17 protein-coding genes are annotated in these 14062 nt (G+C 56.4%); 9 read left to right on the forward strand and 8 right to left on the reverse strand.

What is annotated here, in order from left to right:
* Nucleotides 1-148 precede the first annotated feature (148 nt).
* From lptB to ACI9KD_RS00155, 6 genes are read right to left on the reverse strand one after another with little or no spacing between them, the layout of a single operon-like run.
* A complete protein-coding gene (gene lptB / locus ACI9KD_RS00130; RefSeq protein WP_414979106.1) occupies nt 149-874 on the reverse strand; it encodes an LPS export ABC transporter ATP-binding protein in 726 nt (241 codons plus the stop codon).
* Entirely contained in the window at nt 852-1463 is a 612-nt protein-coding gene (gene lptA / locus ACI9KD_RS00135; protein WP_414979107.1) for a lipopolysaccharide transport periplasmic protein LptA, read from the reverse strand. Before lptA ends, lptB begins: the two co-directional genes overlap by 23 nt.
* Entirely contained in the window at nt 1447-2025 is a 579-nt protein-coding gene (gene lptC, locus ACI9KD_RS00140) for an LPS export ABC transporter periplasmic protein LptC (RefSeq protein ID WP_414979108.1), read from the reverse strand. The genes lptA and lptC overlap by 17 nt, the downstream gene beginning before the upstream one ends.
* Nucleotides 2022-2537: a KdsC family phosphatase gene (locus tag ACI9KD_RS00145; protein WP_414979109.1), complete on the reverse strand. Its 516-nt coding sequence runs from the start codon at nt 2535-2537 to the stop codon at nt 2022-2024. Before ACI9KD_RS00145 ends, lptC begins: the two co-directional genes overlap by 4 nt.
* A complete protein-coding gene (locus ACI9KD_RS00150) occupies nt 2534-3511 on the reverse strand; it encodes a KpsF/GutQ family sugar-phosphate isomerase (RefSeq protein ID WP_414979110.1) in 978 nt (325 codons plus the stop codon). The genes ACI9KD_RS00145 and ACI9KD_RS00150 overlap by 4 nt, the downstream gene beginning before the upstream one ends.
* A gap of 6 nt (nt 3512-3517) precedes the next feature.
* Entirely contained in the window at nt 3518-4492 is a 975-nt protein-coding gene (locus tag ACI9KD_RS00155; RefSeq protein WP_414979111.1) for a calcium/sodium antiporter, read from the reverse strand.
* A gap of 234 nt (nt 4493-4726) precedes the next feature.
* Here ACI9KD_RS00155 and ACI9KD_RS00160 point away from each other — a divergent pair, with 234 nt between their 5' ends.
* The 5 genes from ACI9KD_RS00160 to hisD all read left to right on the forward strand — a co-directional run bounded on the left by ACI9KD_RS00160 (nt 4727) and on the right by hisD (nt 9046).
* Entirely contained in the window at nt 4727-5428 is a 702-nt protein-coding gene (locus tag ACI9KD_RS00160; RefSeq protein ID WP_414979112.1) for an MlaC/ttg2D family ABC transporter substrate-binding protein, read from the forward strand.
* Nucleotides 5429-5561: 133 nt separating this feature from the next.
* Nucleotides 5562-5804: a BolA family protein gene (locus ACI9KD_RS00165; RefSeq protein WP_414979113.1), complete on the forward strand. Its 243-nt coding sequence runs from the start codon at nt 5562-5564 to the stop codon at nt 5802-5804.
* 15 nt (nt 5805-5819) lie between these two features.
* Complete coding sequence (murA, locus tag ACI9KD_RS00170) at nt 5820-7082, forward strand: UDP-N-acetylglucosamine 1-carboxyvinyltransferase (protein ID WP_414979114.1); 1263 nt, start codon at nt 5820-5822, stop codon at nt 7080-7082.
* 21 nt (nt 7083-7103) lie between these two features.
* A complete protein-coding gene (gene hisG / locus ACI9KD_RS00175; RefSeq protein ID WP_414979115.1) occupies nt 7104-7754 on the forward strand; it encodes an ATP phosphoribosyltransferase in 651 nt (216 codons plus the stop codon).
* A complete protein-coding gene (hisD, locus tag ACI9KD_RS00180; protein ID WP_414979116.1) occupies nt 7754-9046 on the forward strand; it encodes a histidinol dehydrogenase in 1293 nt (430 codons plus the stop codon). Before hisG ends, hisD begins: the two co-directional genes overlap by 1 nt.
* A 44-nt stretch (nt 9047-9090) precedes the next feature.
* Here hisD and ACI9KD_RS00185 read toward each other — a convergent pair whose 3' ends face one another.
* Complete coding sequence (locus ACI9KD_RS00185; RefSeq protein ID WP_414979117.1) at nt 9091-10188, reverse strand: S1C family serine protease; 1098 nt, start codon at nt 10186-10188, stop codon at nt 9091-9093.
* A 75-nt stretch (nt 10189-10263) separates the two neighbouring features.
* Here ACI9KD_RS00185 and ACI9KD_RS00190 point away from each other — a divergent pair, with 75 nt between their 5' ends.
* Entirely contained in the window at nt 10264-11025 is a 762-nt protein-coding gene (locus ACI9KD_RS00190; protein ID WP_414979118.1) for a Nif3-like dinuclear metal center hexameric protein, read from the forward strand.
* 37 nt (nt 11026-11062) lie between these two features.
* Here ACI9KD_RS00190 and ACI9KD_RS00195 read toward each other — a convergent pair whose 3' ends face one another.
* Nucleotides 11063-11539, reverse strand: coding sequence for a YhcB family protein (locus tag ACI9KD_RS00195; protein WP_414979119.1), 477 nt, complete (start codon nt 11537-11539; stop codon nt 11063-11065).
* A gap of 158 nt (nt 11540-11697) precedes the next feature.
* Between ACI9KD_RS00195 and zapE the strand changes: the two genes are divergently transcribed.
* From zapE to rpsI, 3 genes are all read left to right on the forward strand, one after another.
* Complete coding sequence (gene zapE, locus ACI9KD_RS00200) at nt 11698-12795, forward strand: cell division protein ZapE (RefSeq protein WP_414979243.1); 1098 nt, start codon at nt 11698-11700, stop codon at nt 12793-12795.
* A 151-nt stretch (nt 12796-12946) separates the two neighbouring features.
* Nucleotides 12947-13375 (forward strand): 50S ribosomal protein L13, encoded by a 429-nt coding sequence (gene rplM, locus ACI9KD_RS00205; RefSeq protein WP_414979120.1) that lies wholly within the window; start codon nt 12947-12949, stop codon nt 13373-13375.
* 8 nt (nt 13376-13383) lie between these two features.
* Nucleotides 13384-13776, forward strand: coding sequence for a 30S ribosomal protein S9 (gene rpsI, locus ACI9KD_RS00210; protein ID WP_414979121.1), 393 nt, complete (start codon nt 13384-13386; stop codon nt 13774-13776).
* Nucleotides 13777-14062: the final 286 nt, after the last annotated feature.

Genomic DNA, 14062 nt, shown 5'->3' on the forward strand with positions numbered 1-14062 from the left:
CCCTGATCGGGGGCGGTTCAATACCGTCCCCATGGGCGCAGTGTAGGCCCGCACTTATAGTCGTGCAACGTCTTGGCGCGCTTATTGCATTGTGCTAGCCGTCAGAAAGGCAGTTTGTGCTGGGGAGTTGCCCAGAGTGTGACCCGGCTCACAGGCGGAAGTTCTCTCCCAGGTAGACTTTTCGGACCTTCGCATTGTCCAGTACGTCCTGTGGGCTGCCCTGGGCAATAATGTGGCCTTCTCCCACGATGTATGCGGTTTCGCAGATATCCAGGGTTTCGCGCACGTTGTGGTCAGTAATCAGGACGCCGATACCACGAGTCTGCAGGTGCCTGATGATGTTCTTGATATCACCCACGGAGATCGGGTCGACGCCTGCAAAGGGTTCATCGAGCAAAATGAACTTGGGTTCCATGGCTAAAGCCCGGGCGATTTCTACCCGTCGACGTTCTCCGCCGGAGAGAGCCTGGCCGAGGCTTTCTTTGAGATGGCCGACGTGAAACTCCTCGAGCAACTCGTCCCGACGTTTGTTGCGTTCACCCCGGTTCAGGTCTTTTCGAGTTTCAAGGATTGCCAGGATGTTGTCACCGACGGTCATACGTCGAAAAATCGAAGCTTCTTGGGGTAAATAGCCAATGCCTCGACGGGCGCGTTCGTGCATCGGTAGCGCCGTTATGCTTTGTTCATCCACCAGAATGTCCCCGGCGTCTGATGCAACGATACCAACGATCATGTAAAAGCAGGTGGTCTTGCCAGCACCATTAGGGCCTAGAAGGCCTACCACCTGAGCACTTTGTACTTCAAGGCTGACATCGCGCACAACAGCGCGGCCACGATAAGCTTTGGCCAGATTACGCGCCGTTAGTGTTGCCATTGGCGTTTTCCTTACGGGTTTCGTTGGGCGGACTGGCCTCGTCATCTTTGGTTTCCGCCTCGATGACAGCGGCGGGAATAATCACCTGTACGCGGTCATTGGCATTTTCCGGGGCGGCGTCGGCGCGAACGCGCTGCTCGGCCATGAAGTAGTCAATGGACTCTCCACTCACTACCGCGCCGTCTTGTTCAATGACAGCGGACTCACGTAGCTGTACCCACTCCCGAGATTTCTCATACACGATACGACCGGCTCTGGCAGTGACAAAACCTTTATCGATCTCTGGTTGCTGTCGTAGGGTGGCGGGGTCGCCCACCGCAATAATGCGATCGGCAGCTTCGCTGTCGTGGAAAATGGTGATCTTGTCGGCCTCTATGTGCAGGCTGCCCTGCTGCATGATGACGTCGCCGCTGTACACCGTGAAACCCGCCCGCTCATCGCGCACGGCGCGTGTGGCGGTGATTTCGATGGACTGCAATCGGTCGTCGGGCAGGGCTGTGGCGATATCAGCGGTCAATAAGGCGGCGACTGTTGCGCAAAGGCCCGCGATTACCGACAGACCGCTGCGCAACTCAATTCTCCGGGACATAGACAGTCCTCACAGAGCCGCTAAGTGATGCTACCTGACGCCTGAGATTGATATAAATTTGATCGGCCAGGGTTTCGTTGCCCGCTTGCCAAATGCGTACGCTCGAGGTGCTTCTGGCGGCCTGTTTTGGCATATTGATGATCATGCTGTCGGTCAGAAACTGCACGCCCTCGTCGGCGTACTGAAGTCTGACCTCGCGGTCGAGAACCAGGACGTCGGTTTCCTCTCGAAGCTGGCCACTGCGCGCGCTTGCAAACCACTCGCCGTCTTCCGTGTAGCTGCGACGCCGGGGTTCATCCAGTTCAATAATACCTTCCCCAGGAAAGCGTCTCAGTGCTTCTGCTTCGGTACGTCCCAGCAAGACGCCGTCTTCGCTGAAGTCGTTTACCGACACATTCAGCGCATAGCTGTCTGGAGTTCGAGCGCTAATTGCAGGTGATGCGCTTTCCTTGATCAGGCGGGGAGTTGGCGCCAGCATGGTGTAGACCAACAGCATGGCACACAAGACTAAAGGAATAGAAAGACGCTTCCTGACATGACGAAAACCTTGAGTGCCCGTCACTTGAAGCTTGCTTCCAGGGCTTCGAGTTGGCCGCGCGCGTGCAAGAGGGTTTCGCAGGCTTCACGCACTGCACCGTCGCCACCACGCTGACTTGATCGCCAATCCGCGGTCGCTAAAAGTACGGGACTGGCATCTGCCACGGTCATACCTATACCGGCAGCACGAACCGCTGCAAGATCAGGTAAGTCATCGCCCATGTAGGCGCATTGGCTTAGCTGTAGTCCTCGGTCGTCACACAGTTCCTGCAACGCGCTCAGCTTGTCCTCACGACCCTGAATGATGGTTCCTATCCCCAGTTCCCTTGCGCGGCGTTCGACGATGTTCGATTGTCGTCCGGTGATGATAGTAACTTCGACCCCGGCGCGTTGCATAAGTTTGATGCCAAGTCCGTCTTTAATGTTGAAGGACTTCAGTTCTTCGCCATCATTGCCATAGGTGATGCGTCCGTCGGTCAAAACCCCGTCCACATCCAAAGCGAGGAGTTTGATGTCGCGAGCGGTGTCCGGATTCATGCGATACCTGCTTCAAGAAGTGCCAGGAGATTGACCACGCCGGCCGTCTCGCCTTTTTCGTTAAGAACGACCAGAGCACTGATGTGACGCTCCTCCATGATGCGCAGCGCTTCTGCGGCGAGTATGCCCGTGCGTGCTGTCGCAGGAGAGCGCGACATGATGTCGCCGATGCGCGTGGCTTTGATATCAACCTCTTCGTCTAGAGCGCGGCGCAGGTCACCATCGGTAAACACACCCAACAATTGGTCGCTTCCTGTGGCTACCACGGTGGTCATACCAAGGCCCTTGGCGCTGATTTCCAGCAGTGCGTCCGATAGCGGGGTGTCTTCGCTGACCCGGGGGATTCCGTCGCCCTGGCGCATGACATCGTCGACCTTGAGTAAGAGTTTGCGGCCCAGGGCTCCACCGGGGTGTGAAAAGGCGAAGTCTTCAGCGGTGAAGCCACGAGCTTCCAGTAGTGCGATGGCGAGTGCGTCACCCATTACCAGGGTGCTGGTCGTACTTGAGGTCGGGGCGAGACCCAGAGGGCAGGCTTCGACAGCTACCCCTGTGTTGATGTGAGCGTCGGATGCTTGCGCAAGTGCAGACTCTGGAGCCCCTGTCATGCTGATAAGCGGTATGCCGAGACGCTTTAGCAGTGGTACCAGCATCAATACTTCGGGTGTTGTACCGCTGTTGGACAGGGCGATAACGCAATCATCAGCGGTAATCATGCCCATATCGCCATGGCTGGCTTCACCGGGGTGAACAAAGAAAGCGGGCGTGCCGGTGCTTGCAAGGGTTGCTGCGATCTTTCCGCCTACATGGCCTGACTTACCCATGCCGGTTACGACGGTGCGTCCGGGTACCTGTAGTATGAGCTCACAGGCTCTTACGAATTCTTCACCGATGCGGGCTTCGAGTGCTGCAACGGCTTCCGCTTCCATGCGGATGGTGCGCTGCGCTGAGAGCAGGTAGCGTGCGGCTTCTGTCATGGCGGTCTACAGGGTGACGTAAAGCCAGTAATAGTACAGGGCATAACCGAGGCAGAACAGCGTGCCGACAGCTCTTCCCAGATACGAATGCCCGGGTTGGGCCCGCTTGTGGCGCAGCCCATGGTAGGCCGCCGCAGCCATGGCCAGCGTGGCGATGCACATGGCTCCGTAATCGCGCACCAGAAAATTCACCGGTAATTGCTCGGGTGCCAGCAGGCCGGGCATGGCCATTACTGCGAGGAGGTTAAACAGGTTGGAGCCAACGATATTGCCGATGGCGATTTCGGCATGACCTCTTAGGGCACTGGCAAGCGTGGCGGCCAGTTCCGGGAGGCTTGTGCCTACGGCCACAATGGTCAATCCGATAACAAGCTCTGGCACACCAAACTGCATGGCGATAGCGCTTGCGCCCCAGACAAGGGCTTTGGAACTGGCCAGAAGCAGTACCACGCCCACGCCGAGGAATGCCCAGGCTTTGGTGGTCGCGAGGTGGGGTAGCTCTTCATCACCAGCTTCTTCAGCGACATGGGGGTCGCGTACTTGGGATCGAACCATTTGGCCGAGAATGAGCACCAATGCCGTAATCATGAGGATCGCGTCGCTACGCTCTAATTCCACATCCAAAAGCAGTAGCCCGGTACCCGCAGTTACGACCAGCAGGGTGGGTAGCTCGGAGCGCATGCAACCCGGGTGCACCTGTATAGGAGTAACCAGTACAGTTATTCCCAGAACCAGACCGACGTTGGCGATGTTGGAGCCCACGGCATTGCCGATGGCCAGGCCGCCGGAGCCTGCGAGAGCGGCTGTTATCGAGACCAGGATTTCCGGAGCCGAGGTGCCCAGAGATACGATCGTCAGACCAATGATCACCGGTGACATGCCAAGATTTCCGGCGATTGACGCGGCGCCGGCGACAAACATGTCGGCACTCCACATTAACAGGGCAAAAGCGATGAGTATTGTCAGCAGTGGGATTAGCATGGCTACTTGGGACTCATCTCACGGGGTATCGACTCTGGTCGCTCGCGAAGAATTCGGGCGGCGCTCTCAGAGTAAGTCGCTGTTGTAAATTGTATCTGAATACTGTCAATGCGGTCATACGAGTCTTAGGCAAAAGCGTGTACACTTTTCGCCCAATTTTTGCTCGGTCCAAGTTGAGGGTCGGCGAGTATAACCGCTCTAATGAAACAGACCAGCAGGCTAGAGGAAGGAAACATGCATTCGCACAGGGAATGGCGATATTCGATCACAGTGGCACTGCTGTTGATCACCGGACTTTTTTTGGGCTCTACGGCATCTGGGGTGAGTGCCCAGGAGGCTGCGGACTCCGAGGGCAAGAGCGCACGGGAGACGCTGCGCGAGACCACGGATAAGGTGTTGGTGGTTATCGATGCAGCGCGAGACTACGTGGATGACGATCCGGAGCGCTATTATTCTGCCGTGCACGAAGTGCTCGATCCCATCGTGGATTTTCGGGGTTTTGCACGCGGTGTAATGGGTGAGTATGCGACGGGAGACCGCTATCGTGGACTTGATGAAGCCGGACGAGATCAGCTTAAGGATCAGCTGGAGCGTTTTACCGAGACTATGCGTTTAGGTTTGGTGAGAACCTACAGCAAAGGACTTCTGGCGTTTGGTGGCTCTCGTGTAGAGCTGGACGACAGTGAGGACGCAGATGATTCAGCCAACAGAGCGACACTTCGACAGCTGATCTTCAGCGATGCGGCACAGCCCTACGTCGTGGTTTACCTCATGGCTAAAAATAAGTCTGGCGATTGGATGATGCGAAATTTGGTGGTTGAGAATGTTAACCTGGGACAGATTTATCGTAGCCAATTTGAGTCTGCCGCCCGACGCTATGACGGTGATCTCGATCAGGTGATAGCGAGCTGGACGGTTGAATCTGCGACGGATTGAGATCCAATCCTGGGATAGTCGCTGGCGGGGAAACTCGCCATTTTCCGCGCTTTTACTTACACTTTTACTGACATTTTGCCCTACACTCCCCCACCTTTAATTTTACCCGGGTCCCGGGAACAGGAGTACAGCTGTGGATGCCAAGACCGTAGAGGCCATGGTGAGCGACGCTATTGATGGCGCGACGGTGAGTGTCGAGGGCTCCGGCGCCAATTACGACATTACCGTTGTGAGTGACATATTTGCTGACCTGCGAGCCGTGCGCCGGCAGCAGACTGTATATGCGACCATCAACGAAGCCATCGCATCGGGCAGCATTCACGCCGTTAATATCCGTACGTTTACCGCTGATGAGTGGGAGGCACAGAGCGCCTGACCGCGCCGCTTAAGTATGGATAAACTTCTCATAAAAGGGGGTACGCGTCTCGACGGTGAGTTGCGTATTTCTGGCGCAAAAAACGCCGCTTTACCGATCCTCGCAGCGACTTTGCTGTCTGACGAGTTGGTGACTATTGGCAACCTGCCGCACTTGCACGACATCACAACGATGATCGAATTGCTTGGCTGCATGGGCGTCGGTCTTACCATCGACGAAAAAATGAGCATCGAAGTTGATGCCAGCAGCTTGAGCGACTGCTCGGCGCCTTACGAGTTGGTCAAGACCATGCGCGCATCGATTTTGGTGCTTGGGCCCATGGTGGCGCGCTTTGGTAAGGCGCGCGTGTCGTTTCCCGGCGGCTGCGCGATCGGCAGTCGTCCGGTGGATTTGCACCTCCGGGGGCTTGAGGCCATGGGCGCTACTATCCATGTAGAGGAGGGCTATATCAACGCTTCGGTGGAAGGGCGACTAAGCGGTGCCCACATCGTGATGGAAACTGTGACCGTTGGCGGTACGGAGAATTTGATGATGGCGGCGACGCTCGCCGAGGGGCGCACGGTGCTTGAAAATGCCGCGCGGGAGCCCGAAGTAGTCGATCTCGCACACTGTCTTATTGCTATGGGTGCGAAAATCACGGGGCATGGCACAGATCGCATGGTGATTGACGGGGTTGAGCGGCTCCACGGTTGTCGCTTCGAAGTCATGCCTGATCGCATCGAAGCGGGTACCTACCTGGTGGCGGCCGCCGCTACAGGCGGAAAGATCCACCTGCGCGAGGCCCGCTCTGAGCATCTGGAAGTGGTGCTGCAAAAGCTGGAGGAAGCGGGTGCTGATATCAGCTGCGGAGAAAACTGGATTACTTTGGATATGCACGGGCGCCGACCGAAAGCGGTGAGTATTCGCACCGCGCCATATCCGGGCTTTCCTACAGATATGCAGGCGCAGTTCACCGCGATGAATGCCATTGCCGAGGGTACGGCTACGGTCACCGAGACGGTATTTGAAAACCGCCTGATCCAAACCCATGAGATGAACAGAATGGGCGCAAAAATCACTACCGAGGGCAATACCGCGATTATCGTGGGGCAGGCAGTTATTGCTGGCGCACCAGTGATGGCAACAGATTTGCGAGCATCCGCTAGCCTGGTGATTGCCGGTTTAGTCGCGACGGGCGAAACCTTGATCGATCGGATTTATCACATTGATCGGGGTTACGAGTGCATAGAAGAAAAGTTGCAAGCCCTGGGTGCCGATATTCGACGGCTAGTGGACTAGCAGGGGCGACAGGCTGAGTTTATGGAAACGGGCAAACTAACCCTGGCTTTGACCAAGGGGCGTATTCTTAAAGAAACCTTGCCATTGTTGGCACGCGCTGGTGTCGAGCCTCTGGAAGACATGAGCAAAAGCCGCAAACTGGTGTTTCCAACCACGCGGGACGATGTGCAGCTGCTTGTGATGCGCGGGGTCGATGTGCCCGTATATGTGCGTCACGGCGCGGCAGATCTTGGCGTCGTAGGCAAAGACACGCTACTTGAGCAAGGCAGTGAGGGCGTGTACGAGCCCCTCGATCTGGGCATAGCCCCTTGCCGTCTTATGACGGCTGCCCCTCTGGGCTTTGATTGGCCTACGCGGCGTTTAAGAGTGGCTACTAAGTTCGTGAACGTAGCGCGAGATTATTTTGCCCGGCGGGGGGTTCAGGTAGAGCTCATTAAGCTTTATGGCGCCATGGAGCTCGCTCCGGTCATGCAGCTTGCAGATATGATCGTCGATATCGTCGACACCGGTAACACGCTGCGCGCCAATGATATGGAACCCTTGGATGAAATTGCCCGGGTAAGCTCGCGACTGATTGTAAACAAGGCTTCCCTCCGCTCTCGCCATGGAGCTATCAATCATCTGATCGACGCTATTGCCGCAGCCGTGGCGGAAGCTGAGTCGGTAGTCTGATGCGCCGTCTCGATAGTGATGCTAGCGATTTTGAGTCCGCACTAGCGGCGCTCGAGGTTCCCATGGACAGTGGTGACAGCGACGTCATATCGACCGTGGCTGCCATTATCGCTGACGTTGAACACCGGGGTGAGTCGGCGCTGCTGGAGTACACGAAGCGCTTTGATCAATTGGATGTGAGCGAGCTGTCAGAGCTCGAAGTGTCCCGAGAAGACCGGGATCGAGCGCTCTTTGAGCTTCCTGGTGAGCAGCGCGACGCCCTGAGTCAGGCAGCACAACGAATTGAAACCTTTCATCGCAATCAGCTGGGCGAAGACTGGAGCTATGAGGATGGCTTGGGCAACCGGCTTGGGCAGCGCCTTACTCCGCTGCAGCGAGTAGGCGTCTATGTGCCGGGAGGTAAGGCTAGTTATCCCTCGTCGGTATTGATGAATGCCGTACCTGCTCGCGTGGCTGGCGTAGCTGAGATTGTTATGGTTGCTCCAACCCCGGGAGGCTATCGAAACCCACTGGTGCTTGCTGCCGCAGCGCTTGCTGGTGTGGATCGGATGTTTTGTGTCGGTGGTGCGCAGGCGGTCGCGGCGCTCGCCTTGGGTACGACGGGCATTCCTCGCGTTGATAAGATCGTAGGCCCCGGCAATCGTTTTGTGGCCGAAGCAAAGCGCCAGGTATTCGGTCGTGTCGGGATCGACATGATCGCCGGCCCCTCAGAAATATTAATTATCGCCGACGGCAGTGCCGATCCGCAGTGGATGGCGATGGATTTGTTTTCCCAGGCGGAGCATGACGAAAGTGCTCAGGCACTGATGCTCTGTCCTGACGAGGCGTATATCGCTGCGGTGGATGCTGCAGTGGAGCGCTTGCTACCGGATATGGAGCGTTCAGAGATTATTCAGGCTTCGCTGGGTAAGCGAGGTGCACTGATTAAGACTCGCGATTTAGCCCATGCCGCGGCCATCAGCAATAGCCTCGCGCCAGAACATCTTGAGCTGGCTGTGGCGGATCCTGAGGCACTATTGCCACTGATTGATGCGGCTGGGGCCATTTTTATGGGGGTGTACAGTTGTGAGGCGCTGGGGGATTACTGTGCGGGCCCGAACCACGTACTACCGACGTCGGGGACAGCACGTTTCTTTTCCCCCCTGGGTGTTTACGACTTCCAAAAGCGCAGCTCAATCATTCACTGCAGCGCTGAGGGGGCGGTTCCTTTGGCGCGAATCGCCCAAGTGCTGGCCGAGGGTGAGTCGCTCACTGCCCACGCCCGAAGCGCAGCCATGCGTATTCCAAGCTAGAATTTAGCCCTGCAGCGCACAGGTCTGTGCGCTGCAGCTCAACGTTATTCGATGCCGATGTCTGGCTGTGTGCCGATGATGGCTGTGAGTTCTTCCGTTGCACTATCGCGAGATACGCTCATTCCAAGCTTATCCCCGGGTCTTAACAGGGATACCTCGTACATTGCCAGGCGAACGTCATCGATGGCGTCGTCATTGAAGTGCGTGATGATGTCGCCGGATTGAAGGCCCGCGCGATCGGCCGGTCCGTCGGGGGCAACGCCGCGAACGATCAAGCGTTGCTCGCCAAGAGTGTCACCGGGTAATTGCTCTACCTGCACGCCCAGCCAGCCTCGAATGACCCGCCCGAAGCGGATCAAATCATCCATAACGAATTCCGCAAAGCTGGACGGTATTGCCAGAGAAATCCCTATCCCGACCATGCCGCCGTTGCTGCCATCGGTGGAGGTGTAGATCAAACTATTGATGCCAACCAGTGCGCCGCTTGCGTCAACAAGCGCTCCTCCGGAGTTACCTGCATGTATCACCGCGTCGGTTTGAATAAAACCTTCGTAGGTGCCGGGGTTGAGTCCAAACCGACCAAGTCCCGACACAATGCCCTGAGTAACGGAGTGACCGAAACCGAGTGGGTTGCCGATGGCTAAAACCACGTCCCCCACGGAGAGCAGATCTGAATTGGCAATGGTCACCGCGCTGAGACCAGCGAGATCGACTTTGAGAGCGGCGAGGTCTGTGGCTCGATCTCGACCGACAACTTGGGCCGCAGCGGAGCGACCATCGCTGAGCAGAACTTGAATAGCATCCGCACCGTCGATCACGTGGTTGTTGGTCAGGATGTAGCCATCTTCGCGCATGATGACGCCGGAGCCGAGAGAGCGCTCTACGCGCTGTCGGGGTACACCCCGGGGAATGGGCATGAGTGGGTTATTGAGCATGCGACTGTCCCCCGTCGCGACGCGCTTCTCGGTGTAGATGTTGACGACAGAGGGTGTAGCGCTGGCGACAGCTTGACGAAAGCTATCGCGCACCACGGCGTCTCGGCCAGAATTCGCCGCAGGCCACACCCAATGCTCGAGGATGAGCAGGGCGCCAAGTAGCCCGGCAATAGCCGGCCACGTGAAGAACTTAAGGAAAGCGCGCATGCGCCCTCGCTAGCCAGAAAGAAAAGCGATTGTATATGATGCCCCCGCATCATACACATCACCGCGGGACACAACATGCCGGTACTACTTCGGGATTTGCTTAAACATTGCGATACCACGCTGGAATCTGCGCGCTTTAAAGACTATTGCCCTAACGGTCTACAAGTCGAAGGCAAGGGCAGTATTCGTCGTCTGGCGGCGGCGGTAACGGCGAATCAGTCCGTACTGGACGCGGCGGTGGCTTGGGGGGCGGATGCGTTGTTGGTTCATCATGGCTATTTTTGGCGGGGTGAGAGTGCAGAGATTGTTGGTATGAAGCGCCGACGTCTCGGTACTTTGCTAGCTGCGGACATGAGTCTACTGGCCTACCACTTGCCGTTGGATGCGCATCCCGTGCTGGGAAACAACGCTCAGTGGGGTCAGCGCATGGGCCTGCAGGGTTTTGAGGCGCTTGATAGCGAAGATCCTCAAGCGGTGGGAAACACGGGGGTGCTGGCTGTAGCGACGTCCTTGGGAGAGCTTGCGGCCCAGGTTCGGGATTTGACCGACCGCGATCCGATGATTATCGGCAACCTGCAGATGCAGGTGGAGAGGGTAGCTTGGTGCACCGGGGCGGCTCAGGGCTACATCGACAAAGCCGCTGCGGCGGGAGCTCAGCTGTATATATCGGGTGAAATCTCAGAGCCCACGGTTCACGCGGCTCGTGAACTGGGTATTGCCTACATGGCCGCTGGGCATCACGCGACTGAGCGCTACGGCGTGCAGGCGCTCGCTGCCGAAGTGGCAGAGACTTTTAGTCTTGAATGGACATTTATTGACTGCGATAACCCGGTGTAGCGACACCGGGCTTGTTCGGATCGACATGGCTGCGCACTCAGCTGCGAGTTGTCGAATCCTCTGGGGGCTTCTCCTCGCCGTCCAAACCAAAGCGCTCGTCAAGTACGCCGGGATCATTTGGCGAGGTCTTCACCGCATAGTCCCGAGGCGCTTCTACCACCACGCTGTCTGCGTCAACAGTGTCGTGCTCTGGCTCGTCTGGAGCCGCCAAAGACCTGAAGCGCGCGGAGTCATCATCCGAGCAGAGTTCCGAGGAGCCTTCGGCTATATGCTGGTACACGTCTCGGTAATTGGCCGTTAGAGTGTTGAGTTTGCTTGCGGTATCGGCGAAATGAGCATTCACCCGTTGCTCGTAGCGTTCTCGAGCCGACTCTGCCTGCTCCAGTTTTTCGCCTAACTCTCTGGCGGTTTCGCTGCCCGGCGCGGTACGCCGACCTGCCAAGTAGCCGATTATTAATCCAATGACGGCGCCAGCAATGGCGATGAAAAGAGGTTCATCCATCCCGGTGTTCACAAACAAGTCCTCAAAAGGTCGAAGTAGGGCAGTGAGTATAGCGTTGCAACGCAGCGGCGTGATAGCGAGATTGCCAAAAGTAGAGGTCCGCGAGTAAGGTAGCGCGCCCCGAAGACTCGATGAGAGGGTCGCGAGTGCTTGCTGCCCGCGACGACATTGTGCTGACACCCTGGCAGCGGTACCAAGAAGACCTGAAAAGCGATGACTTTAGTCATGATGCCGCTCAGGAAGCGGCTGTGCGTCGTTTGCAGGATCTCTATGACCGGGTCGTTGATCGGCATGCACAGAATAAGAGTCTCTCAGGTCGACTCGTCCGTCGTTTTCGCCGAACCGTGCAGCCCGAGCGAGGTCTCTACTTCTGGGGTGGGGTAGGGCGCGGCAAGACTTATCTCATGGACGCTTTTTACGAAAGCTTACCGTTTGAAAAAAAACTGCGGGTGCACTTCCATCGTTTTATGCAGCGTGTGCATCGCGAGCTCAGCGAGTTCGAGGGCGAAAAAAACCCCATAGAGCTTCTGGGTGAGCGCCTCGCAGCTGAAGCAGAAATTATTTGTTTTGACGAGTTTTTCGTCAGTGACATTGCAGATGCCATGATTCTTGCCAAATTTTTAGAGGCGATCTTTCAGCGAGGGATCACTCTGGTGGCAACGTCGAATATTGCCCCGGACGGCTTGTATGCCAATGGGCTACAGAGAGCGCGATTTTTGCCTGCTATTGCCCTGGTAAAACAGCATACCGAGGTGCTGACCGTAGATGCGGGCATTGATTATCGTTTGCGGACGCTCGAGCAGGCGCAGCTTTACCATCATCCTTTGGGGGATGCAGCTCATGCCAGTCTCGTCGACAGTTTTCAACGACTGGCTCCCGATGCCATCCAGCATTGGCAGCGTATCGAGATTAATGGCCGCTACCTTACCTGTCGTTGCCTTGCGGATGATGTTGCGTGGTTTGAGTTTTCTGAGCTTTGTGACGGGCCGCGCTCGCAAAATGACTATATTGAGTTGGCTCGGGAGTTCCATGCGGTCATTCTATCGGACGTGCCTAAGATGACTGCCGCGCAAGATGACCAGTGCCGACGATTTATTAATCTCGTAGACGAGTTCTATGATCGGAGCGTAAAACTCGTGATCGCCGCTGAAGTTCCTGCATCGGAGCTCTACAGCGGTACGCGTTTGACCTTCGAGTTTGCCCGCACCGAGTCGCGTTTGTTCGAAATGCAGTCCCATGATTACCTCGCTCTCGAGCATCGTCCGTGAATGCTGCCTCAGGGAGGCGAGCGCCCCGGTGGGTAGCGCGGAATATGGGGGACAAAACAAGCCGCTAATCTTATTGAAATTCTGGCTTGCCATACCTGTGGGGTTTAAGTAGTATTCGCGCTCTTTTTTTAGCTCTTTTCAGGCGAATCCAATGAAAACTTACAGTGCTAAAGTCGGCGAAATCAGTCACGACTGGTATGTCGTTGACGCAACTGACAAAACACTCGGTCGTTTGGCCAGTGAAATCGCCCTTCGGCTGCGTGGCAAGCACAAGGCCGAGTACACGCCGCACATCGATACCGGCGACTACATCGTCGTTATCAATGCGGAAAAGGTGCACGTCACCGGTGCCAAGCGCACTGATAAGATGTATCACCGTCACACGGGCTATCCCGGTGGCCTGAAGTCCATGTCTTTCGAAAAGTTGATCGACAAAGCACCGGAGCGTGTTCTCCAAGGTGCGGTTAAAGGCATGTTGCCCCGCAATCCGCTGGGTCGTGCAATGTTTAGTAAACTCAAGGTATACGCCGGCGAAGCACATCCGCACGCCGCGCAGCAGCCTCAGCCGCTGCAGGTCTAGGAGAAATAATGAGCGCAACTCAGTATTACGGAACCGGACGTCGCAAAACCTCTACAGCGCGAGTTTTTCTGCGCAATGGCGGCGGCGATATCACTGTTAATCAACGTCCTTTGGACCAGTACTTTGGTCGGGAAGTCGCTCGAATGATCGTGCGTCAACCGCTTGAGTTGGTTGATCTGATTGGCAAGTTTGACATCAAAGTCACTGTCGAGGGTGGCGGAAGCTTTGGTCAGGCCGGAGCGATTCGTCACGGAATTACCCGTGCACTCATGGAATACGATGAGGCTCTTCGCGGCACACTTCGTGGTGCAGGTTTCGTGACGCGTGATGCCCGTCAGGTTGAGCGTAAGAAAGTTGGCCTGCGTAAAGCTCGCAAGCGTCCACAGTTCTCCAAGCGTTAATTCGGCCTGCGGCAACGCCGCACTGCCAGGAAGGCCCGCTCGGAATATCCGGCCGGGCTTTTTTTATGCTATGAATTTGTCCAAGTTTTGAGATAAATCAAGGGTTTGTGGCGTAAAAATAGCCCGCTTTCCTTGTTTGAAACGCGTAAAGACTTTACCATTCGTGCGCCCGGAATATCGCTGCCTGCGCGACTTTGCTGTCCGGCTTTTGGTGAAGGTTTATTGGCCGTGGCCGCGTATTTTTACAAAAATCGTTAGGGTTTAGGTAAACAGGAGACCAATCGAT

This window comes from Congregibacter sp., assembly GCF_047617445.1.
Classification (GTDB): domain Bacteria; phylum Pseudomonadota; class Gammaproteobacteria; order Pseudomonadales; family Halieaceae; genus Congregibacter.